Source organism: Cedecea colo (assembly GCF_011808225.1).
Classification (GTDB): domain Bacteria; phylum Pseudomonadota; class Gammaproteobacteria; order Enterobacterales; family Enterobacteriaceae; genus Dryocola; species Dryocola colo.
The window spans coordinates 79,565-100,279 of the sequence record NZ_SOYS01000011.1; the positions used below are offsets into that span (position 1 = coordinate 79,565).

23 protein-coding genes are annotated in these 20,715 nt (G+C 56.6%); 4 read left to right on the top strand and 19 right to left on the bottom strand.

All coding sequences use genetic code 11. From position 1 onward, the window contains the following. Positions 1 to 6: 6 nt before the first annotated feature. Positions 7 to 741, top strand: a complete 735-nt coding sequence (locus tag E2L00_RS18810; protein WP_167614427.1) for a response regulator — start codon at positions 7 to 9, stop codon at positions 739 to 741. Positions 742 to 822: 81 nt separating this feature from the next. Here the strand turns inward: E2L00_RS18810 and E2L00_RS18815 are convergent, their stop codons facing one another. The 7 genes from E2L00_RS18815 to E2L00_RS18845 all read right to left on the bottom strand — a co-directional run bounded on the left by E2L00_RS18815 (position 823) and on the right by E2L00_RS18845 (position 7,562). After that, the gene (locus E2L00_RS18815; protein WP_167614429.1) at positions 823 to 978 is read right to left on the bottom strand and encodes a Hok/Gef family protein; all 156 of its coding nucleotides are present in this window, start codon (positions 976 to 978) and stop codon (positions 823 to 825) included. A gap of 282 nt (positions 979 to 1,260) precedes the next feature. Next, on the bottom strand, positions 1,261 to 2,268 hold the full coding sequence (locus tag E2L00_RS18820) for a carbohydrate kinase family protein (RefSeq protein ID WP_167614431.1): 1,008 nt from the start codon (positions 2,266 to 2,268) through the stop codon (positions 1,261 to 1,263). A gap of 9 nt (positions 2,269 to 2,277) precedes the next feature. Then, entirely contained in the window at positions 2,278 to 3,138 is an 861-nt protein-coding gene (locus E2L00_RS18825) for a ketose 1,6-bisphosphate aldolase (protein WP_167614433.1), read from the bottom strand. A 39-nt stretch (positions 3,139 to 3,177) separates the two neighbouring features. Further along, positions 3,178 to 3,861: a D-lyxose/D-mannose isomerase gene (locus E2L00_RS18830; protein ID WP_167614435.1), complete on the bottom strand. Its 684-nt coding sequence runs from the start codon at positions 3,859 to 3,861 to the stop codon at positions 3,178 to 3,180. A 185-nt stretch (positions 3,862 to 4,046) separates the two neighbouring features. Next, complete coding sequence (locus tag E2L00_RS18835; RefSeq protein WP_167614437.1) at positions 4,047 to 4,991, bottom strand: ABC transporter substrate-binding protein; 945 nt, start codon at positions 4,989 to 4,991, stop codon at positions 4,047 to 4,049. 29 nt (positions 4,992 to 5,020) lie between these two features. Beyond that, positions 5,021 to 6,046 (bottom strand): ABC transporter permease subunit, encoded by a 1,026-nt coding sequence (locus tag E2L00_RS18840; protein ID WP_167614439.1) that lies wholly within the window; start codon positions 6,044 to 6,046, stop codon positions 5,021 to 5,023. Then, on the bottom strand, positions 6,039 to 7,562 hold the full coding sequence (locus E2L00_RS18845; RefSeq protein ID WP_167614441.1) for a sugar ABC transporter ATP-binding protein: 1,524 nt from the start codon (positions 7,560 to 7,562) through the stop codon (positions 6,039 to 6,041). Before E2L00_RS18845 ends, E2L00_RS18840 begins: the two co-directional genes overlap by 8 nt. A 260-nt stretch (positions 7,563 to 7,822) precedes the next feature. On the opposite strand from E2L00_RS18845, the gene E2L00_RS18850 reads away from it, so the two are divergent. From E2L00_RS18850 to E2L00_RS18860, 3 genes are all read left to right on the top strand, one after another. Continuing rightward, positions 7,823 to 10,399: an ATP-binding protein gene (locus tag E2L00_RS18850; RefSeq protein WP_167614443.1), complete on the top strand. Its 2,577-nt coding sequence runs from the start codon at positions 7,823 to 7,825 to the stop codon at positions 10,397 to 10,399. Positions 10,400 to 10,697: 298 nt separating this feature from the next. Then, positions 10,698 to 11,042, top strand: coding sequence for a DDRRRQL repeat protein YjdP (gene yjdP, locus E2L00_RS18855; RefSeq protein WP_167614445.1), 345 nt, complete (start codon positions 10,698 to 10,700; stop codon positions 11,040 to 11,042). 333 nt (positions 11,043 to 11,375) lie between these two features. Continuing rightward, positions 11,376 to 11,873, top strand: a complete 498-nt coding sequence (locus tag E2L00_RS18860) for a hypothetical protein (RefSeq protein ID WP_167614447.1) — start codon at positions 11,376 to 11,378, stop codon at positions 11,871 to 11,873. Here E2L00_RS18860 and phnP read toward each other — a convergent pair. From phnP to phnE, 12 genes are read right to left on the bottom strand one after another with little or no spacing between them, the layout of a single operon-like run. Then, the gene (gene phnP, locus E2L00_RS18865; protein ID WP_167614449.1) at positions 11,870 to 12,628 is read right to left on the bottom strand and encodes a phosphonate metabolism protein PhnP; all 759 of its coding nucleotides are present in this window, start codon (positions 12,626 to 12,628) and stop codon (positions 11,870 to 11,872) included. The two genes, E2L00_RS18860 and phnP, sit on opposite strands and share 4 nt — an antisense overlap. After that, complete coding sequence (phnO, locus tag E2L00_RS18870; RefSeq protein ID WP_167614451.1) at positions 12,606 to 13,073, bottom strand: aminoalkylphosphonate N-acetyltransferase; 468 nt, start codon at positions 13,071 to 13,073, stop codon at positions 12,606 to 12,608. The genes phnP and phnO overlap by 23 nt, the downstream gene beginning before the upstream one ends. Then, positions 13,066 to 13,656 carry a ribose 1,5-bisphosphokinase gene (gene phnN / locus E2L00_RS18875; RefSeq protein WP_201279494.1) on the bottom strand — a complete coding sequence of 197 codons (591 nt, stop codon included), beginning with the start codon at positions 13,654 to 13,656 and terminating at the stop codon, positions 13,066 to 13,068. The genes phnO and phnN overlap by 8 nt, the downstream gene beginning before the upstream one ends. Then, positions 13,653 to 14,789, bottom strand: coding sequence for an alpha-D-ribose 1-methylphosphonate 5-triphosphate diphosphatase (gene phnM / locus E2L00_RS18880; protein WP_167614455.1), 1,137 nt, complete (start codon positions 14,787 to 14,789; stop codon positions 13,653 to 13,655). The genes phnN and phnM overlap by 4 nt, the downstream gene beginning before the upstream one ends. After that, the gene (phnL, locus tag E2L00_RS18885) at positions 14,776 to 15,480 is read right to left on the bottom strand and encodes a phosphonate C-P lyase system protein PhnL (protein WP_167614457.1); all 705 of its coding nucleotides are present in this window, start codon (positions 15,478 to 15,480) and stop codon (positions 14,776 to 14,778) included. The genes phnM and phnL overlap by 14 nt, the downstream gene beginning before the upstream one ends. A 9-nt stretch (positions 15,481 to 15,489) precedes the next feature. After that, positions 15,490 to 16,248 (bottom strand): phosphonate C-P lyase system protein PhnK, encoded by a 759-nt coding sequence (phnK, locus tag E2L00_RS18890; protein WP_167614459.1) that lies wholly within the window; start codon positions 16,246 to 16,248, stop codon positions 15,490 to 15,492. Further along, on the bottom strand, positions 16,245 to 17,090 hold the full coding sequence (locus E2L00_RS18895) for an alpha-D-ribose 1-methylphosphonate 5-phosphate C-P-lyase PhnJ (protein ID WP_167614461.1): 846 nt from the start codon (positions 17,088 to 17,090) through the stop codon (positions 16,245 to 16,247). Before E2L00_RS18895 ends, phnK begins: the two co-directional genes overlap by 4 nt. Then, a complete protein-coding gene (locus tag E2L00_RS18900) occupies positions 17,083 to 18,147 on the bottom strand; it encodes a carbon-phosphorus lyase complex subunit (RefSeq protein ID WP_167614463.1) in 1,065 nt (354 codons plus the stop codon). Before E2L00_RS18900 ends, E2L00_RS18895 begins: the two co-directional genes overlap by 8 nt. Then, entirely contained in the window at positions 18,147 to 18,731 is a 585-nt protein-coding gene (gene phnH, locus E2L00_RS18905) for a phosphonate C-P lyase system protein PhnH (RefSeq protein WP_167614465.1), read from the bottom strand. Before phnH ends, E2L00_RS18900 begins: the two co-directional genes overlap by 1 nt. Beyond that, positions 18,728 to 19,189, bottom strand: a complete 462-nt coding sequence (gene phnG / locus E2L00_RS18910) for a phosphonate C-P lyase system protein PhnG (RefSeq protein ID WP_167614467.1) — start codon at positions 19,187 to 19,189, stop codon at positions 18,728 to 18,730. The genes phnH and phnG overlap by 4 nt, the downstream gene beginning before the upstream one ends. Continuing rightward, positions 19,190 to 19,915, bottom strand: coding sequence for a phosphonate metabolism transcriptional regulator PhnF (gene phnF / locus E2L00_RS18915; RefSeq protein ID WP_167614469.1), 726 nt, complete (start codon positions 19,913 to 19,915; stop codon positions 19,190 to 19,192). It lies immediately after the preceding gene. A gap of 16 nt (positions 19,916 to 19,931) precedes the next feature. Then, positions 19,932 to 20,714, bottom strand: coding sequence for a phosphonate ABC transporter, permease protein PhnE (gene phnE / locus E2L00_RS18920; protein ID WP_167614471.1), 783 nt, complete (start codon positions 20,712 to 20,714; stop codon positions 19,932 to 19,934). Position 20,715: the final 1 nt, after the last annotated feature.

Below are 20,715 nucleotides of genomic sequence, written 5' to 3' on the forward strand. Positions count from 1 at the left end.
ACAACAATGAAGCCTGCGATATTGGTGGTGGATGACGATTTGGCTATCTGCGATGTGCTGCGCGATGCCCTGAACGAGCATGTCTTTGACGTGCTGGTCTGTCATACCGGCAACGAGGCGTTAGCGGCGATCGCTCAGCAACCGGCAATTGCGCTGGTGTTGCTCGATATGATGCTGCCGGATATCAACGGCCTGCAGGTGCTGCAACAGATCCAGCGACAGCGTTCTGAGCTTCCCGTGGTGATGTTGACCGGCCTTGGCAGCGAATCTGATGTTGTAGTGGGGCTGGAGATGGGCGCTGATGACTACATTGGCAAACCTTTCAATCCACGCGTGGTGGTAGCACGCATTAAGGCCGTGCTACGTCGCACGGGAGCGTTGGCAACAGAACCGGCTATAACGAAAGCCAGCGGGTTGCACTTTAACGGCTGGCGATTAGATACCGATCGTTGTCAGCTATTTAATGCGCAGCACGAGCAGGTTGAGCTTACGCAAGGGGAATATGGCCTGCTGCTGGCGCTGATGCAAAATGCCCGCAAGGTGCTATCACGAGAAAGATTACTGGCGCTCACCCACAGCGAAAGCCTGGAAATATTCGACCGAACGATAGATGTACTGATCATGCGGCTGCGCAGAAAGATAGAGGTTAATCCCCATCAACCTGCATTAATTCGCACTATTCGCGGCGTGGGTTATGTATTTTCTGCTGATATCATTCATGCGGAAAATAACGCTGCCTGAATGATTTAAATAATAAATGGGTGCTTAAGGCTTCTCTCTTCCCCAGGCAAGTCGGGCGGGGGAAACCCCACCCGTTGAGTGTCAATCTACAGGTTCACAGGCTAATTTAGCCGCTACTTCCTGTCTGTCAGTCCTTATTTTAACCTCGCAGAGATTTCGGCGGGTTAATAAGGTTAATGCTATTAATGTTACGCAAACAATTAATAAACATACGACAACAGATCTTGTTGGCCTCATGCCTTTTACTCCTTGCCTTTCGGCGAGCAAGAGGCTAGTCTCAACTTGTTGGGGTTGAGGGATAGCCTCGGGTTAACGTTATAGTTGCCCGGGGCTTTCTTTTTCTCATTATTTAGAGAGTATCCTTCGCGCATGCTCAGGTCAGAAAACCCTAAGCACCCGCCGAGTAGTTTACTGACATTCTGTTTTATTGAAATAAAATTATAAATGTAATTTATTTAACGGCATTACATTACTATCTGGCGTTGCGTCGCAAATAAACGCTTATTATTATGCGTTCATTTAACTATTTTCATTAATAAACATCTGCAATTCCGTCAGCGGTTTTGCGCCATCGATCGCATTTGCACATAAAAGATTTGCGCGTGCGCAGGCGTGCGCTAGTTTCAGGCTATCCGCCAGCGTCCATTTTTCATGGCAGCCATATAAAATCCCGGCGCAAAACGCGTCGCCAGCCCCCACGCTACCGACGATTTCTGCAGGCGTTAAGCGAAATGAGGGAACCCATACGCCTTCGCCGCCCGCTTCTACGCCCCATGCGCCCTCCGGGCAATGAACGATCACGCGCTGCCGCACGCCGGACTCAAGCAGCAGCTTTGCGGTTTGAGCGATGTTCTCTATGTGCGGCGTTCCATCCGGCAGGCGGATCTCCAGCCCGCTAAACTCACCGGCTTCCAGTTCGTTAATCACCAGATGATCCAGCCAGCGCAGGGCAGGGAGCACCATCGGGCGATAGCGTGGATCGCCCTGCCTTGAAACCAAATCGAGCGAAGTTTCGTACCCCTGCTGGGATAGCTGCGCCAGCAGCCGTGCGCTGCGCGTGCCGTATTCCGCGTCTTCCATATCCAGGCTGTCGAGCAGCAGCAAATAACCAAGATGGAAAATTTTAAACGACGTTTCAAGGCGGTCAAAGGCAGGTAAATCGAGCAGGCGGTTAGCGCCCGGCGAGTGGAAGAAAGTGCGCTGGCCGCTGGGGTCGGTCATCACCTGCGACATCGACGTGGGCGCAAACGTAGTGCGGTGAACGTGCTGGCGATTGACATGATACTGATCGAGCATCGCCATGATGTAATCGCCATCATGATCGTCACCGACCAGACCCACCGCCTGTAGCGGCAGGCCGACATGCATTTTCGCCAGCGTCAGCAGCACGTTCAGCGGCGCGCCGCCGGTTGAGCGTTCGCTGTGAACGATTTCCGCCAGCCACCCGCGCTGTGGCCACTGCACGATTTGGTGCACATGGTCGACCAGCATATTCCCGGCGGCAATAATCCCGCTGCGCTGCGTCATAGCAACTCCTTAAGCTTTACCCGAACTACCAAAAATCCGCATCTGCCCGGCCACCACGTCCGTAATAGCTTCTTCAATGCCGAGCAAAAGTTCGGCAAATTCGTCATAAATCGCATGGCGCTGATTCATTCGCTGTTCGACTGCGCCAAGCGCCGCCTGCGACATACCGGTATAGAAGTTTATCTTGTGAATACCGAGCGTTATCGCCTTACGGAAATCATCATCGCTGATGCCGGAGCCGCCATGCAGCACCAGCGGTAAACCTGTTTGCTGGCGGATAGCGGCCAGGCGGTCAAAATCGAGCTTTGGTTCACCTTTGTATTTGCCGTGCGCGTTGCCAATGGCGACGGCCAGCGTATCAATGCCCGTTCTGTCGACGAAATCACGTGCAACGGCAGGATCGGTGAATTTATCGCTATCGGCTTCGCCATACAGCGAGCCGCCTTCATCGCCGCCAACGGCGCCCAGCTCCGCTTCTACGGAAACGCCCACCGCATGGCACATCTTCACCACTTCGCGGGTCTGGCGCACATTCTCTTCATATTCAAGCGTAGAGCCATCGAACATTACCGAGCTAAAACCGAGGCGTAAGGCGCGAACAACCGCTTCAAAATGCAGACCATGATCGAGATTAAGCACCACCGGAATATCGTGCCGGGCCGCTTCGAATTTTACGGCCTCAACTAGTGAATCCAGCGACACATATTTAAAATGCACTTCGGCCATATTTATGATAAACGGAGATTTTTCCTGTTTTGCTGCGGCAAAAAGCGCGCGCAGAAAATGGCTGTCGAGCACGTTAAAAGCGCCCAGAGCGTAGCCGTTCGCGCGTGCGTGGGCCAGTCCGTCTGCAAGTGATATCAAAGCCATAATCGGTCCCCCGGTGTTGGGTGAGAAGTGATGGGTTAATTAAAAACGCTGGCGATATTCGTTACACAACAGTTGCTGCGCCGGTTCGTCTTCAATAATGCTGTTAAAACGCTCCAGCGGTTTCAGAAATCGGTTGTCGCGGTCATCGTCGTTAACCATCGACACTTCGCCGACCAGTACATCGCCATAGCCGGGTTCGCCCCAGAAACTGTGATAGACGCCGGGCACCAGGCAGATGCTCTCGCCGGGTGACAGGCGTAGCTGACTGCCCGCCGCGTGCGTCTGACGGCAGCCGTCAATGGTCACCGTCACATCGCTCTCTTCGGGCTGTTCAAACCGATCTGAGTTCCACAGTTCGACAATCAAATTGCCGCCGCCACGATTGATGATGTCTTCTTGTTTTCGCCAGTGAAAATGCATCGGCGTAAGCTGCCCTTCGCGGACATGCATAATTTTCTCAGCGTAGCATTTGGAATAAGGCGCGCCGTCCGGCGAGCCGTTACGCAAGGTGAAAAGCGTCAGCCCCTGGGCAAGAAAATCGTTGCCGCCGAACGCCGTCACGTCCCAGCCCAGCTTCAAATCGAACACCTCCTGCCAGATGGTTTTATCCACCTGCTGCCATTTCGTCAGATCGTATGAGGCGAAAGGAGGCAGGTGCACGTCATGCTGCATAAAGAAATGGCGAGTCCGGGACAGGATCTGATTCACTTCGGAGCGCTTCATAGTTTCTCCTTAAAACAACCCTCACCTTAATCCTCTCCCTGAGGAAGAAGGGAGATTATTTTCCCGTCGCCTGAGAGAGAAGGGATATTGTTTTCCCGCCTCCTGGAGGAAGCGGGATACTGCATTTCTCCACTCTCCCGGAGAAAGGGTCGGGGTGAGAGCGACCTGAGCTAAAGGGGGAAGATTTATTTCACCGTCCAACCCTTATAAGTGCCAATGTTGTTCTTATCGATCATCGTCACCGGGATCAGCACGGGCTCTTTAGGCGCAGGTTTGCCTTGCAGAATGTCGTAACCAATCTCCACCGCTTTCGCCGCCATCACCTGCGGGTCCTGTGCCGGCGTTGCCACAAAGAGCGAATTTCCACCGCGTTTCAGGGCTTCTTCTCCATCCGGGCTGCCGTCCACGCCAACGATAAAGAATTCGTTACGCTGAGCCTGTTTCGCCGCCAGATCGGCTCCGATCGCCGTTGGATCGTTGATGGCGAATACGCCGTCGATCTTAGGATTGGCTGCCAGCAATGAGGTCATCACTTCCAGGCCACCTTCACGGCTGCCTTTGGCGTTCTGGTTAGAAGAAAGGATCTTGATATCAGGGTGTTTTTTAAACTCGGTCACACAGCCTTCAACGCGGTTCTGCACGGCGGATACCGGCGGCCCGTTGATGATAACCACGTTGCCTTTCTCTTTTAAGCGATCCGAAATGTACTTACAGGCCATTTCGCCCGCCTGGGTGTTGTTCGAGGTGATCGTGGCGTCGGCACCTTCCGCCGCCACGTCTACGGCAACCACCACGATCCCGGCGTCTTTAGCGCGTTTTACCGCCGGGCCGATCCCTTTGGAATCCGCAGCGTTAAGAATGATCATGTCCACTTTCGCGGCGATAAAGTTATCAATCTGTGAAACCTGCTGCCCCAGATCGTAACCGCTGGAAACCAGCGTCACCTTCACGTTGTCGCCTGCAAGCTTGCGGGCTTCAAGTTCGGCGCCTTTGGTTATCTGCACGAAGAACGGGTTGGCGAGATCGCCCACCGTTACCCCGATGGATTTCAGATCTTTAGCCTGAGCAAAGGGCGCTCCGGCAATCATGGCTCCCGCGAGTAACGCGGTCACTATTGGCTTCAAACGCATGGCATATCTCCTGTGTAGGGTGTTTTTTGTTATGCACTTTGGTGGTGACGGGTACGGTATTTATCTATCAGCACCGCAATGATGATCACCGCCCCTTTGATCACCAGCTGCCAGAAATATGAGACGCCCATCAGCGTCATACCATTGTTAAGCGTGGCGATAATCAGCGCGCCGACCAGCGTGCCGGTGATAGTGCCAATGCCGCCCACAAAGCTGGTGCCGCCGAGAATAACCGCCGCGATGGCGTCCAGCTCATAGCCCATACCGAGGTTGCCGTTGGCGCTGTACAGCCGCGAGGCGCTCATCACGCCGCCAAGCCCGGAAAGCAGGCCGCTCATGCCGTAAACGAACAGCAGAACCATCCAGACTTTGATGCCCGTAAGGCGCGCCGCCTGCATATTGCCGCCAACCGCGTAGATATGAACCCCAAGCGTGGTACGTCTGAGAATGAACCAGCACACTACAATTACCGCCAGCGCAATCACCACCAGCCACGGGATCGGACCAAGATAAGCGTTGCCGATCCACTCAAAATTAATATTGGAGTTAATTACCGTGGTGCCGTCGGCCAGCAGATAGGCCGCGCCGCGCAGGGCGGTATAGGTGCCAAGCGTGACGATAAACGGCGGCAATCCCGCCCAGGCCACCAGCATGCCGTTAAACAGCCCAAGCCCGGTGCCCATCATCAGCGCGGCAGGAATCGACAAAGCTTCCCAGCCCGGCATCAGCGAAACAACCATCGCCGTCACCGCCGTGGTGCCAAGGATCGAGCCAACGGAAAGATCGATCCCGCCGGTCAAAATAATAAACGTCATCCCGGCCGCAAGAACGATATTGATCGACGACTGGCGAGCAATATTCAGAAGGTTAGACTCGGTGAAAAAGTTTGGCGCGATAAAGCCGAAAACGGCGACGATAAGCACCAGAATCGGCAAAATACCTACCGTTTGCATCAAATCGCCAAACAGCGCTTTTTTTAGCGAGGCGGATTTTGCCACCTGCTGCGGGGCGTCGACAGCAGGCGCGCTTTTGCGGGGATCAATCGTATTAGCCATGGTTAACCACCTTGTTGTGGGCATCTTCCACGCCGGTTGCCAGCGTCATGATGCTTTCTTGTGTGATGTCTGTGTCGTACAGCTCGCCTGCGATGCTGCCTTCGCGCATCACATAAACCCGGTCGCTCATGCCGACCACTTCCGGCAGCTCGCTGGAGATCATCAGGATCGCCACGCCCTGTTTCGCCATCTGACTCATGATCCGGTAGATCTCGCTTTTTGCGCCTACATCCACGCCGCGGGTTGGTTCATCAAGAATCAAAATACGCGGTCTAATGGCTACCCAGCGTGAGATCAACAGCTTCTGCTGGTTTCCACCTGATAAACCCCCGGCCCGCACCTGCGCATGAGGTACGCGAATATTCAGCAGGTTAATGGCATCGTCGGAAATGGTTTGCGCCTTTTTACGATCCAACCAGCCGTAATACGCGTCGCGTTCCAGCGTCGCCATGGTGATGTTGTCCTGTGCTGCGAGTTCCAGAAATAGACCTTGTTCTTTACGGTTTTCGGTAAGAAAGCCAATACCGAGGCGAATAGCTTCACGCGGTGAATGGATGTTGACCGGGTTGCCATCGATTTCTATCGTCCCGCCTGTCGCTTTGCGTACGCCAAAAATAAGCTGCGCGAGTTCGGAACGCCCGGCGCCGACTAATCCGGCAAGACCGACAATTTCTCCGGAACGCACCTGTAAGCTCACCGGCTGCACTTTGCCGCCGTCGGTCAGTTGATGAACGTTCAGACGGACATTGCCCAGCGGGATATCACGTTCCTTATTGAACAGATCGCTTAACGGGCGGCCCACCATCATGCGCACCAGTTCATTAGCGTTAAGGTTTTCGCGAGTCAGGCTGCCGACATATTGCCCGTCGCGCAGCACGCTGACGCGGTCCGATAATTCATACACTTCGGCCATGCGATGGCTGATGTAGATAATCGCCATGCCTTCATCGCGCAGACGCATAATCAGCTCGAACAGGCGGTGTGTTTCGCGGGAAGAAAGCGCCGCCGTGGGCTCGTCCATGACTAAAATGCGGCTGTTGCGGTGTAGCGCACGGGCAATCTCAACCTGCTGCTGTTCGGCGATGGTCAGCTTCATGACCAGATCGCTGGCCTTGAACTGCGCCCCGAGACGGTTGATCACCGTCTGCGCCTGCATCACCATCTCTTTGCGCTGCACCAGGCCCGCGCGTGAAAGCTCGCTGCCGAGGAAAATATTCTCTGCTACGGTGAGGTTAGGGGCGAGCTGCATCTCCTGGTAAATCAGGGTAATACCGGCGCTTAACGCGTCTTTTGGCCCCTTGATACTGTAAGGCTGGCCGTCAATCAGGATCTCCCCGCTGGTGGCGGTATAGGCACCAGCGAGGATCTTCATCAACGTACTTTTCCCGGCACCGTTCTCCCCCATCAGCGCGTGAATTTCGCCGGGGAATACCGTTAAGTCGACGCCTTTAAGCGCATAAAACTTGCCGAAGGACTTGGCAATGTTGCGCATCTCCAGAATGGGCACTTTACTCATGGCGCGGCTCCTGCGGGTGAAAAAGCGAGTGATGTCAGTCAAACACCCGCAGGTAAATGAAAAATGTCAGAAGCCGTTCATATTTGTCATATTCGTGAATAGTTAACCGTTGTCACATTCTCGTTATGAATATATTTCTCTGCTGCTGCGATGCAATTAGAACTGTAGGTGGATAAGCAACGCTCTATCCACCGCTCATCCATCCGAAGATGGATGACGCTTGCGCTTATCCGCCCTGCACGCTGGACCTGGAGCCATCTATGCCGCAACCCCGCATCCCCTTCTTAGCAAGCGCACGTGGCCGCCTGCTATTTTTCAATCTGCTGGTGGTGGCGGTAACGTTAATGGTTTGTGGCGTGGCGGTGCTGGGTTTTGAACACGCCAGCCGCCTGCAGGAGCAGGTGCAGGGACAAACGCTCAGCGATATGTCCGGCAGCATGGAACTGGCGAGGGATACGGCGAACGTCGCTACCGCCGCCGTGCGGTTGACGCAGGTTGTAGGCGCGCTCGAGTACCAAAGCGAAGCGGCACGCCTGAAGCAAACGCAGCTGGAGCTGCAAAATTCACTGACTCATCTGGCAACAGCTCCGCTTGCCGGCCATGAGCCGGAGCTGGTAAAACGCATTACCGATCGCAGCAACGAGCTGGAAAGCAGCGTGACGCACATGCTGGAGCTGGGCCATCGTCGCCATCTGGAGCGTAACGAACTGCTAAGCGCGCTGTATCAAAACCAGAGCTATCTGCACCATATTCAGGATATCAACGCCCGTGACGGGCTGAATGTGCCGAACGGGGCGCTCCTTGCGGAAATGGACAGACTTATTCTGATCGCCATTCAAACGCCTTCGCCAAAGGCCACCGTGGCGCAGCTAACCCTGGTTATGGCAAACCTGCCGACGCACGCTGATTCGCCGTTGACAGACGAAATATTGCAGGAGTTCAACGCGCATTTACGGCAGCTGCTGCCGCTATCCCAGCGGCTGGCAAACAGCGATTTGGGTATCGCCTGGTTTATGTATCACATCAAAGCGCTGGTGGCGTTTCTTAATCAGGACATCAACCTTTACGTGCGAAAAGTGGCGCAGGAGTCGCTTAACCGCACCGAGCAAAGCCACAAGGATCTGCAATCCATTATCTTCTTTATCGGCCTCTTTGCTTTGCTGGCGATAGTGATAACCGGCTTTGCCGGCTGGTACATCTACAAAAATCTTGGTTCGAATCTGACGGCGATTTCTCATGCTATGGCCCGGCTGGCAAGAGGCGAGCGGGATGTCAGCGTACCCGCATTGCAACGCCAGGATGAACTTGGCGAGCTGGCGCGCGCGTTCAACGTTTTTGCGCGCAATACTACTTCTCTGGAACACACCTCGAAATTGCTGAAAGAAAAAAGCACGCAGCTGGAAACCACCTTCCACGCTATGCGCGACGGCTTCGCGCTATTCGATAATGAAGGTTTCCTGGTGGTATGGAATCCACAGTATCCGCTGCTGCTGGGCTTAGCGCCGGAGCAACTGCAACGCGGGCAGCATTACCTTAGCCTGCTCAAGCAGGTCACGCCGCTACAGGAACATATTCTGGAAAATCTTTCACGTCCGCAGCCATTGCCCCAGGAGCTGCGGCTGGCGGATAACCGCACGATTGAACTGCGTTTCAGTCCGGTGCCGGGGCGGGGTATGGTTAACGTGGTGCTGGAGCGCAGCGAACGCAAAGCGCTTGAGGAGGCGCTGGTGCACAGCCAGAAGATGAAAGCGGTAGGACAGTTAACCGGCGGGCTTGCTCACGATTTTAATAACCTGCTGGCGGTTATTATTGGCAGCCTCGAGCTGATCCCAGCGGATTCGCCGGATGCCACGCGCATCAATCGTTCATTAAAGGCCGCCGAGCGGGGCGCGCAGCTCACTCAACGCCTGCTGGCGTTTTCACGCAAACAGTCGCTCCATCCACACGCCGTGGCGATGAAAAGCCTGCTGGAGAACCTCGACCCGCTAATCCGCCACTCTTTGCCCGCTTCGCTGACGCTTGAGATTGAAGCGCAGCAGCCCGCCTGGCCTGCGTGGATAGACGTCAACCAGCTGGAAAACGCGATTATCAATCTGGTGATGAACGCCCGCGACGCGATGGAAGGCCAGACGGGCAGCATAAAAATTCGGACCTGGAACCAGCGGGTGATGCGCGCCGACGGCAGCAAACAGGACATGGTCGCGCTGGAAGTGATCGACACCGGGCACGGCATGTCTCCGGCGGTAAAAGCACAGGTGTTTGAGCCGTTCTTCACCACAAAACAGACCGGAAGCGGAAGCGGGTTGGGCCTGTCGATGGTCTATGGGTTTGTGCGCCAGTCCGGCGGGCGCGTGCAGATTGAAAGCGCACCGGGACAGGGCACGCTGGTGCGTTTGCAGCTTCCTCGCGCGCCCGCGCAGGCGTTAAGCGAGACTCAGCCGCAGGTGCCTGCCGCCAATGAGTATCAGGATCAACTGGTTCTGGTGCTGGAAGATGAACACGACGTGCGGCAGACGCTATGTGAGCAGCTGCACCAGCTGGGTTATCTGACGCTGGAGACCAGCGACAGTCAACAAGCGCTGCAAATGCTGACCGATGTGCCGGATATCAGCATCGTAATAAGCGATTTAATGCTGCCGGGAAGTATGAGCGGAGCGGAGGTCTTACAGCATGCTCGCGAGCATTCCCCTTATCTCACTTTGCTGCTGATAAGCGGTCAGGATTTGCGGCGCAGCGGACAACGGCTGCCCGACGTGGAGCTGCTGCGTAAACCCTTTAATCAGGTGCAACTGGCTCACGCATTGCGCCGCGCGTGGCAGTCTCATCGGGCGGGATAGCGCAATATGTAATCTGGATTCCAAATCCGCAAAAAGGTCATCCGCAAACAATTGACTCAGCATCAGGAAGCAGACATTAATAGAACGCCCCTTCCAGCTAACCAGGAGGAAGCGGGTGGGATCTGGAATACATCCTAAGCCGCCTCATTTATTAATATGCACCTCATAAACTATCCTGTAGCAAGGACTTAGCCCCTCTGCAAAGAGGGGCTGACTTGTGTCGCGTTTGGGAATACTCCGCTGTCGCAGGTTCCGTAGCTTGCATAGGCTACCGCCAGTCACCCCATGAGACTGGCTTATGAACCGATACTCTACCGCGCTGCTGTTTAGCACTCTGACCATGACAACGCTGGCCCACGCCGACGCGCTTGATGGCCTGTTTGATAACTCCATCGTGAGCTCTATTTCGCAGGCCATTAACGACGCCTACAACCCGAATGACAACCGTAGTAATGACGACGACGATCGCCGCTGGGAAGATGAGGACAGGCAGAATAGTTCAGACGCCAGACGGCGCTATGAAGACCAGCATCGGCAACTGGAAGACCGACGCCGTCAGCTTGACGAGCAGCAGCACCAGCTGGACGAACAGCGCCGCCAGCTCGAAGACGACGAACGCCGCCTGGACGATGAATATCGTTAACGACGAGGCTAATTTGCAGCGTTACAGTTCTGTTGCGAGCCGGATTCTGAATCCTGTCTTCGACCAGAATAGCAGTGAAAATATTCTTTCCGTATATGGTACTTTTCTTTCAGGGCTAGCTTATCGCTTGTTACAAATCCCCGTAATAACGGGAAAAAGCGATTTTTTAAGCTGGCATTACAGGGAGAAATAATCATACCTGAGATAAGGATTTTCACTTCAGATGGCGCTGAGATTGATCGAAGACACCGGTTTTAACCGAAAACTCAATGCCCCGATCGTAACCGGGCACATACGCTTGCTTTTCTGGAGCGCGGCACAAAACCCTTTATCTTGCCGGGCTATGCGCCACCGGTAGGTTACCGTCTGTTGATGGCGCTTAACGGTAAGGAATGCCGCCTGCTAAAAGACGACATTACCGCCTATGCGGTAAAAATTGTCACGGGTAAGTTTGTCGCGCCGGGTAAGCAGCACTGCACCCAGATAATGGTGTGGCGGACATTTTTACCTGAGCATCAACATGCACTAAACGATCTGGCGAAGCTTTTCTTCCGCTGGTTACTGGACACCGACGATATTGTGGTTTCTAACAACGAACAGACGGGCGACGGCCGCCGCTTTTGGGAATACCGAATTGCTGAAGCTATTGCCGATCCTGATTATAAGGTCATGATTTGGAATGGCATAAAAGAAGGTGATGAATGGATGCATATCGATGATGTTGGCAAATTCGTCAGCGAATGGTCCCCCTATGTCTGGGGAACCGATCGGAATATGCATCAGCATCGCCTGTTGGTGATAAGCAAAGTTAAAGCGTCACCCAGCCCCTAATCCACACAAATCTCCAGCCCGTCAAACCCGGCCTCAAATCCAGCGGGTAACGCATTCTCCATCAGCCAGCAGTCGAACCGGTGGCTGATATGCGTGAGGATCACGCGCGGACAGCAGATCTGTTCGTTTAACGCCAGCACGGTGTTTAAATCGCAATGATTGTTCGGCGTTTCAGGCCGCGGCTCGTGGCTGCAATCGATAACAATAATCTGTGGCCTGTTGTTTGCCAGAAATTTCAGCGTTTTTTCCGGTAACCCTGCGGTATCGCTTAGCCATGCTACGCGGCTGTGCGGCGTTTCGAACAGATAGCCGAAGGTTAGTTTCGAGTGGTTAAGCGGCAGCGGGGTAACGCGCAGAGCCTGTAAGGTAAACCAGACAAACGGCTCAAGCGTATGGCTGAAATCCAGCATACCGGGATGCTTAAAAAGGTCATCGCAGCCCTGTTCATCCGGCGGGCCGTAGACGCGAATCTTCTTGCCCACGCCCCAGCGCAGCGGAAACAGGCCCTGAACATGATCCATATGATAATGGGTCAGCAAAAACTGCTGAAAATCTTCTGGCTGCCAGTGGTCCATAAGATCCGCAATGCCCGCGTCCAGCAGCGTCACCGCATCGTTAAACTTCACCACCGCGCTGCAAGGTTTGCGGCGATGCTGTGGCTGCCTGCGCGCGCGCTCGCAGGCAGCACAATGGCAGCCAAAGGCGGGGACTAACTGCGCGCCGCCGGTGCCGCTAAGGATTAGTTTCAGGCTCATTCAGTCTCTCCACTGGTTTGGTAAACCGAAAATGGGTCTGCTGATAGCCTTCGCGCTCGTAGAAACGGTGAGCCTCCAGGCGCCCAATGCTTGTAGAAAGCTCCGTCAGTTCGGCGCCGGCTATACGCGCCTGCTCTTCTGCCCAGGCCAGCAGTTTGCTTCCTACGCCATGCCCGCGCGCCTGCGGCATCACCACCAGCTCCTGAATCTCACCAATCCAGTTCGCATGATGGAGATGGAACTGCATATGCAGGCCAATCATGCCGACAACCTCATCGTTAACAAGCGCAAGCTGGTAGCGTAAGCTGCTTTCTTCAAGATTAGCCGCAAAACCGTTGTTAAAAGCCTGCCGGTTAAACTCCGCCTGTTTTAGCTCGCATATCAGAGCATAGACAATGTCGCTATCGGCAAGCGTGGCGCGGCGAAATTCAACGGTATCAGACATGACGAGGCTCCTTTGGCCGGAAATGGACGAGGCTGGCATTGCGCTGGCCGTTCACTAAACGTATAAACGACTCGACAGACTGTAGCAGACTGCCGTCGTTATCGAGTACCAGACATGGATCCAGATCCGGGGCGTAAAATGTTGCCCGCTGCAGACGCTGCTCAATTTGCTGCGGTGTTTCCCGTCCGCGCTGTTCCAGACGCTGACGCAGCACTTCTGTGGAAACGTGCAGGCAAACAGGAATTAGCGCGTCACCGTAGCGTTCGCGCGCCTGTTTAAGATGCTGACGCGAACCGTTCACCACCACGTCGAATCCGGCTTCCAGCCAGATATCCAGTTCTATACCGATACCGTAACTTTGATGGTGCGCCTGCCAGCTCAGGGCAAACAGCCCCTGCTGCTGGCGCTGAGTGAACTCACTTTCACTCAATGAAACGTGATTTTCGCAGCCTGCGTCCGCGGCGCGGGTGATATAGCGGTGCGCTACCAGCAGTTGATTGTGCTGCTGCTGGCGTAGCGCCGCCAGCAGGCTATCTTTTCCGGAGCCGGACGGGCCCATCAGCCAGACTATTTTGCCCATCAGAACACCCGAATTCCCTGACGCCAGACGTGGCCGACGCGGACATGATCGCCATGCTGGTGCGCCAGCACCATATCCGCGCGCTTGCCTTCCGCCAGCATTCCCCGGTCATCCAGATGCAGCGCTTTGGCAGGATTACGCGTGACCAGCGCCACGGCCTGCGGCAGCGTAAAGCTATTGGCTTCGTCGTGCGCCACGCGGAATGCCGCATCCAACAGGCTCGCCGGGTAATAGTCGGATGAAAGAATGTCCAGCAGGCCAGCCTGCGCCAGCTGATGCGCAGCCACGTTCCCGGAATGCGAGCCGCCTCGCACAATGTTCGGCGCGCCCATCAGCACGCTTAGTCCGTGCTGACGTGAAGCCTGCGCTGCCTCAAGCGTGGTCGGAAACTCAGCGATGGCGCAGCCCTGCTCGTGCGACTCTACAACGTGTGCGGCGGTGGCGTCATCGTGGCTCGCCAGGGCGATATCGCGTGCGCGGCACTCGGCGGCAATTGCCAGACGGTTCGGCTGCGACCAGCGTTCCGCAAGCGCCAGCTGATCGGCCTCATAGCTGTCCATTTCCGCATCGCTGAGCTGGTATTTACCCTGATAATATTCGCGATATTTAACGAGGTTAGAGAACTGACGCTGGCCAGGGGAATGATCCATCAGCGAAACCAGCGACACGCCGCCCCGCTCGATTAGTTGCTGGAACAGCGGCAGCGTGGTGTGATGCGGCAGTTCACAGCGCAGATGAAGCCGGTGCTCGGCGCGGTTCACGCCGCGCTGCTGGCTGTGCATCACCGCGTTAATCATCTTTTCTAAGTTTTCCAGCCTGTCGCCGCCGTCGCGCACGTCGCCCAGCGCTACCGCGTCCAGCACGGTGGTAATGCCGCTCGCTACCATCAGCGCGTCGTGGCTGCTCATCGCCGAGTGGGCAGGCCAGTCAACCTTCGGGCGCGGGGTAAAGAATTTGTCCAGGTTATCGGTATGCAGTTCGATAAGCCCCGGCAGCAGCCAGCCGCCTTCGCCGTCCTGGGCCTGCGGAAGCTGGCTTGGGCTGTCGGCAAAGTTGCGAATTATCCCATCGGCCACTTCCAGCGAGCCGTTGACCACTTCGTTTTCCAGCACCAGTTTGACGTTATTGATAATCATATTTTGCCTCCACCGTCGCCATAGCATGCAGGCGATCTGCTACCTGAGCGCGCACCGATTCGTCATGGAAAATGCCCACAACTGCCGCGCCCCGTGCTTTTGCTTCAAGGATCAGCGACACCACGGCGGCGCTGTTTTTCGCATCCAGCGAGGCGGTTGGCTCATCGAGCAGCAAAATCGGATAATCGACGATAAAGCCGCGGGCGATATTCACCCGCTGTTGCTCGCCGCCGGAAAACGTAGAAGGCGCAAGGCTCCACAGACGTTCAGGCACGTTCAGGCGGGCTAGCAACGAGGAAGCTTTAATGACGCACGCTTCCCGAGACACGCCTAAATCCAGCAGCGGCTGCATCACCACTTCCATGGCAGAAATACGCGGAATGACGCGCAAAAACTGGCTCACCCAGCCGATGGTCCGGCGGCGCACCGCCAGCACGTCGCGGGCGGGAGCCTGGACGATATCCAGCCAGTCCTCGCCGTGCTTCACCCAGATATGGCCTTCATCCGGCAGGTAGTTGGCGTACAGCGAGCGTAGCAGGGTGGATTTTCCGCTACCGGAATGGCCGTGCAGCACCACGCATTCCCCCGATTTCACTTCCAGTGAGGCGTTCGCCAGCACCGGTAAACGAATACCGTGCTGATGATGTAACACAAAGGTTTTGCTCAGGTTTTCAACCCGTAATCTGATCATGTTGCGCACCTAATTCTGAAGCACGGAGGAGACAAGCAGTTGGGTGTAAGGATGGTGCGGATCGTCCAGCACGCGGTCCGTCAGCCCGCTTTCCACCACCTGTCCCTGTTTCATCACCAGCAGACGGTCGGCCAGCAGGCGCGCCACGCCCAAATCGTGGGTGACAATGACCACCGCCAGATTCAGTTCCCGCACCAGACCGCGCAGCAGGTCGAGCAGACGGGCCTGAACGGACACGTCCAGCCCGCCGGTTGGCTCGTCCATAAATACCAGTTTCGGATGCGTCACCAGGTTACGGGCGATTTGCAGGCGCTGCTGCATGCCGCCGGAAAAGGTTGTCGGCAGGTCGTCAATGCGCGAGGCAGGGATTTCCACCTCTTCCAGCCAGCGCTGGGCCGTGGCGCGGATATCACCGTAGTGGCGTGCGCCTGTCGCCATCAGCCTTTCGCCGATATTACCGCCAGCGGAAACGTGGCGGCGCAATCCGTCCATCGCGTGTTGATGCACCACGCCCCATTCGGTGCGCAGCAGGCGGCGGCGCTCGCCTTCGCTCATTCCGTACAGCGATGTGTCGAGATAGATCACTTCACCGTTTTGCGGGGCGAGACGGGCGGAAATGGACTTCAGCAGCGTGGTTTTCCCGGAACCGGATTCGCCGACGATGCCGAGCACTTCGCCCGGATACAGCTCAAAAGAAACCTCGCTGAAGCCTTTGCCGGGCGCGTAGAGATGCGTCAGGTTATTAACCGACAGTAATGGTTGCGTCATTGGGAAGCGGCCTCGCTGTTCTGGCGGCAGAAATCGGTATCGGAGCAGACGAACATGCGGCTACCCGCGTCGTCGAGCACTACCTCGTCCAGATAGCTGTGGCGCGAACCGCAAATGGCGCAGGGCTCGTCCCATTTCTGAACGGTAAACGGATGGTCGTCAAAATCGAGGCTTTCCACGCGGGTGAACGGCGGCACCGCATAAATGCGCTTTTCGCGTCCAGCGCCGAACAGTTGCAGCGCGGGCATCATGTCCATTTTCGGGTTATCGAATTTCGGGATGGGCGACGGGTCCATCACGTAGCGCTGGTTGACCTTCACCGGGTAGGCGTAAGTCGTGGCGATGTGGCCGAAGCGGGCGATATCTTCATAGAGCTTCACCTGCATCACGCCGTACTCTTCGAGAGCGTGCATGGTGCGGGTTTCCGTTTCACGCGGCTCGATAAAGCGCAGCGGCTCGGGAATCGGCACCTGATAAATCAGGATCTGATCTTCGCTCAGCGTCGTTTCCGGGATGCGGTGACGCGTCTGGATAAGCGTGGCGTCTTCCGTGCGTTCGGTGGTGTTCACATCGGTCACGCGCTTAAAGAAATTACGAATCGACACGGCGTTGGTGGTGTCGTCAGCGCCCTGGTCGATGACTTTCAGCACGTCGGCTTCGCCGATTACGCTTGCGGTAATCTGGATGCCGCCCGTTCCCCAGCCATAGGGCATCGGCATTTCGCGTCCGCCAAACGGCACCTGATAGCCGGGGATCGCCACGGCTTTGAGGATGGCACGGCGGAGAGTGCGTTTGGTTTGTTCGTCCAGATAAGCGAAGTTATAGCCGTTCAGGTTAGCCATTTTCGCGCTCCTTTATCAGGCGGTTAAGCAGTTCCAGCTCGGCCTGGAAATCCACGTAGTGCGGCAGCTTAAGGTGTGAAACAAAGCCTGCGGCCTCGACGTTATCCGCATGCGACAGCACAAACTCTTCGTCCTGCGCCGGGCCTGCTACCGTTTCGTCGTAGTCCGGCGCCTGCAGAGCACGGTCGACCAGCGCCATCGCCATCGCTTTGCGTTCGCTCATGCCGAATACCAGCCCGTAGCCACGCGTGAAGTGCGGCGGCTCATCGTCTGGGGCGACAAAACCGTTGACCATTTCGCATTCGGTCATCAGCAGTTCGCCGACGTTTACTGCAAAACCCAGCTCTTCCGGCATGATTTCGATATCAACATAGCCGCTGCGAATTTCCCCGGCGAAAGGATGGTTACGTCCGTAGCCGCGCTGGGTGGAGTAGGCGAGCGCCAGCAAATAACCTTCGTCGCCGCGCACCAGCTGCTGCAGGCGGGAGGAGCGGGAACAAGGGTAAACCGGCGGCTGGCGAGTGATATCGTCCGGTTGTTCACCGCTGTCTTCTTCAGCTTTCGCCAGATCCTGTTTCGCTAACAGGCTGAACACGTGCGGCGCGGGTTCGGCAATATCGTCGCTGGTTTTCAGCGTCGGTGCCTCGCCGTTTGCCAGCAAAGCGAAATCCAGCAGGCGATGCGTGTAATCGTAAGTCGGCCCGAGCAGTTGCCCGCCGGGAACGTCTTTATAGGTTGCCGAAATGCGGCGTTCCAGGCGCATCTTTGCAGTGTCCAGCGGCTGGCTGACGGCGAGACGCGGCAGAGTGGTGCGGTAGGCGCGCAGCAGGAAGATGGCTTCCACCATGTCGCCGCTGGCCTGTTTGATGGCAAGCGCCGCCAGCTCGCGGTCGGCAATGCCGCCTTCGGTCATCACGCGATCTACCGCCAGGCCAAGCTGCTGTTCTATTTGGGCAACGCTCAGTTCGGCAAGCGCTGGGTCGCCACGCCGATGGTGTTCCTGCAAGGCGTGGGCGGCGGCAATAGCCTTTTCACCCCCTTTCACGGCGATGTACATCAGCACACCTCCACGTGAGTAGTGCGGGGAATGGCCAGCAGACGCTCGCCGCAGGTAAAAATGAGATCGATGCCCAGCGGGAACGGGTGCGGGCGCTCGGTCAGTTCGTGGATCACGCAGTCCGGCAGCTGCGGAGCAATCATGCGCTCCTCACGGATGCCCGCGCCTGTCAGACGCAACATACGGCCGCCGCTCAGGCTGCTGACCTGCAAAATCAGCGTGGCGCTGGTATCCGGTGCGACGTCGCTTCCCTGGGCCAGGGCGCTAAGCTCGGCACCTGAAATGGTGTCGCTGGCGACGGCGAACTGTGCCTGTTCTGGCGTCGGTGAAACGGGCGCACCGGTATGGAAGCGGATATTCTGCGTCGTGGCTTCGTTTTTCAGCGCTTCGCTTATCCACACCGGCGTGTCGTTATCGGCGAGCGTCAGCAGTACGCTGGTGGAAGCTACGTTTAGCGGCTGCCAGCCCTGGGTGAGCGAATGCAGCGCGACGATAACGCCCGGTTCGCTCATCGCTTTAAGCAGGCGGCGAAAGCTCTGTTGGGCATCCTGCACGGGCAGGGTAAAAGCGGTCATCAGGGTCATGCGTTATCTCCGCGAACCAGAGTGAAAAAGTCAACGCGGCTGCTGTTCACCTCGGCGCGCCGTTTGGCCAGGCGCTGTTCCCGGTTTGCAGCCAGCGGGGCAATTAAGGTTTCTTGTAAGGTCTGAAAATGCGCGTTGTCCTGCATCATTGCGTCGATGACCGCGCAGCGCTCGGCGTGGGTTTTGTCACGGCCTAATAAGTAGCTGTAGCCGTAAATTCCATTGTCGAGCTGTACCACGGCGCGGGTTAGCGTCGCGTCACCGGCGAAAAAGCGCTGGCCGGTTGCGCCCATGCGCGCCTGAATCTGTACCAGGCCCGTTTCCGGCTGGCGGATGGCCTGATATTGCGGATTGAGTTTCAGATGTTCCCAGCGCGCCATCAATTCCTGCGGCAGGCTGTTGGCGAGTACGGCCATCCACTGCTGGCGCTGGGCGATATCAGTTTTTCTGGCGTCCATTTAGTGCTCCATGGTGAATTCGATCAGGTCGGCGCGGGTCAGGTTGACGGAGTACTCCGCCGGTTTCGCCTCGCCTTCACGATGGTTAAGGGTGCGCACGCACAGCAGCGGTGCCATGTTCGGAATTTCCAGCAGGCGGCTTTCTTTGGCCTGCGCGCGGCGGGCGCTGATGCGGGTTTGCGTGCGTTTGAGGTGGATACCGAGCTGCGCCTGGATCACGTCGTGCAGCGAGCCGCTGTGAAACTGTTGCAGCGCAGGCCACCAGGACAAATCGGCGAAGTAATGGTCGATAAGGCATACCGCGATGCCGTTCACGCGGCGCAGGGTGCGCAGATGAATAACGTCCTCGCCCTCGTTCACGCCCAGCGCGTTGGCAACATGGCTGGAAGCGGGGCGCAATACCGCCAGCAGACGTTCGCTGGTGGGGTGGCTGCCCTGGTCGAGCAGGTTCTGGCTAAAGCGTGCCCGGGCGTTAAGCGGGTAATCGAACGGGCGCATCAGGACTAAGACGCCCACGCCCTGGCGGCGCTGCACCCAGCCTTTTTCGACGAGCTGATCGATGGCGCGTCGCAGCGTATGACGGTTCACTTCGTAACGCGCGGCAAGCTGGCTTTCCGCAGGTAGATAGTCGCCGCAGCGGTAGTTACTGCGCAGCTCCTGCTCAAGCAGGGCGGCGATTTGCTGGTAGCGAGTCGGGTAGCTGGTCGGATGTCTGGATAAGTGCATCGTCAACAAAGCCTCTCTAAATAAAGTGTTTACGCAGACGTTGCGACAGGAAATCCAGCAGGCTGACGGTGATGATAATGACGATCATCAGCGCGCAGGTTTGCTGGAACTGGAATCCACGGATGGCTTCCCAGAGCGTGACGCCGATTCCGCCCGCGCCCACCATGCCCACCACCGTTGCCGAACGGACGTTCGATTCGAAGCGATAGAGCGAGTAGGAGATAAGCAGCGGCATTACCTGCGGGAGCACGCCGTAGAGGATTTCTTCAAGCTTGCTGGCGCCGGTGGCGCGAATGCCTTCTACCGGGCCGGGTTCGATTGCTTCCACCGCTTCAGACAGCAGCTTGGAGAGCACGCCGGTGGTATGAATAAACAGCGCCAGCACGCCGGCAAAAGGCCCAAGACCAACGGCCACCACGAACAGCATCGCAAACACCATTTCGTTGATGGCGCGACAGGCGTCCATTAAACGGCGCATCGGCTGGTAAACCCACCAGGGCACGAGGTTGTCGGCGCACATCAGGCCGCAGGGAATGGAGAGAATGATGGACAGGGCGGTGCCCCAGACGGCAATTTGCAGCGTGACGCCCATTTCTGCCAGGTAAACCTGCCACTGGCTGAAATCAGGCGGGAAGAAGTCGGCGGCGAAGGTTGCCATGTTGCCCGCGTCGCGGAACAAGGTGAGCGGCGCCATTTCCGCGCCCTGCCAGGAGACTATCAAAACGGCCAGTAAAATCGCCCAGCATAGCTGCGAGAACCAGCTACGTTTTGGTACGGCGACCTGTATCGTTTGTTGCATG

Excerpts from the sequence above, each read along its gene's own strand:
- phnL (WP_167614457.1), bottom strand. The coding sequence starts at position 15,480 with ATGATCAGATTACGGGTTGAAAACCTGAGCAAAACCTTTGTGTTACAT.
- phnG (WP_167614467.1), bottom strand. The coding sequence starts at position 19,189 with ATGGACGCCAGAAAAACTGATATCGCCCAGCGCCAGCAGTGGATGGCC.
- E2L00_RS18835 (WP_167614437.1), bottom strand. The coding sequence starts at position 4,991 with ATGCGTTTGAAGCCAATAGTGACCGCGTTACTCGCGGGAGCCATGATT.
- phnE (WP_167614471.1), bottom strand. The coding sequence starts at position 20,714 with ATGCAACAAACGATACAGGTCGCCGTACCAAAACGTAGCTGGTTCTCG.
- E2L00_RS18825 (WP_167614433.1), bottom strand. The coding sequence starts at position 3,138 with ATGGCTTTGATATCACTTGCAGACGGACTGGCCCACGCACGCGCGAAC.
- E2L00_RS18820 (WP_167614431.1), bottom strand. The coding sequence starts at position 2,268 with ATGACGCAGCGCAGCGGGATTATTGCCGCCGGGAATATGCTGGTCGAC.
- E2L00_RS18815 (WP_167614429.1), bottom strand. The coding sequence starts at position 978 with ATGAGGCCAACAAGATCTGTTGTCGTATGTTTATTAATTGTTTGCGTA.
- phnP (WP_167614449.1), bottom strand. The coding sequence starts at position 12,628 with ATGAGCCTGAAACTAATCCTTAGCGGCACCGGCGGCGCGCAGTTAGTC.
- E2L00_RS18840 (WP_167614439.1), bottom strand. The coding sequence starts at position 6,046 with ATGGCTAATACGATTGATCCCCGCAAAAGCGCGCCTGCTGTCGACGCC.
- E2L00_RS18850 (WP_167614443.1), top strand. The coding sequence starts at position 7,823 with ATGCCGCAACCCCGCATCCCCTTCTTAGCAAGCGCACGTGGCCGCCTG.
- phnO (WP_167614451.1), bottom strand. The coding sequence starts at position 13,073 with ATGTCTGATACCGTTGAATTTCGCCGCGCCACGCTTGCCGATAGCGAC.
- E2L00_RS18895 (WP_167614461.1), bottom strand. The coding sequence starts at position 17,090 with ATGGCTAACCTGAACGGCTATAACTTCGCTTATCTGGACGAACAAACC.
- E2L00_RS18845 (WP_167614441.1), bottom strand. The coding sequence starts at position 7,562 with ATGAGTAAAGTGCCCATTCTGGAGATGCGCAACATTGCCAAGTCCTTC.
- phnF (WP_167614469.1), bottom strand. The coding sequence starts at position 19,915 with ATGCACTTATCCAGACATCCGACCAGCTACCCGACTCGCTACCAGCAA.
- phnM (WP_167614455.1), bottom strand. The coding sequence starts at position 14,789 with ATGATTATCAATAACGTCAAACTGGTGCTGGAAAACGAAGTGGTCAAC.
- E2L00_RS18900 (WP_167614463.1), bottom strand. The coding sequence starts at position 18,147 with ATGTACATCGCCGTGAAAGGGGGTGAAAAGGCTATTGCCGCCGCCCAC.
- E2L00_RS18830 (WP_167614435.1), bottom strand. The coding sequence starts at position 3,861 with ATGAAGCGCTCCGAAGTGAATCAGATCCTGTCCCGGACTCGCCATTTC.
- yjdP (WP_167614445.1), top strand. The coding sequence starts at position 10,698 with ATGAACCGATACTCTACCGCGCTGCTGTTTAGCACTCTGACCATGACA.
- E2L00_RS18810 (WP_167614427.1), top strand. The coding sequence starts at position 7 with ATGAAGCCTGCGATATTGGTGGTGGATGACGATTTGGCTATCTGCGAT.
- phnK (WP_167614459.1), bottom strand. The coding sequence starts at position 16,248 with ATGACGCAACCATTACTGTCGGTTAATAACCTGACGCATCTCTACGCG.
- phnH (WP_167614465.1), bottom strand. The coding sequence starts at position 18,731 with ATGACCCTGATGACCGCTTTTACCCTGCCCGTGCAGGATGCCCAACAG.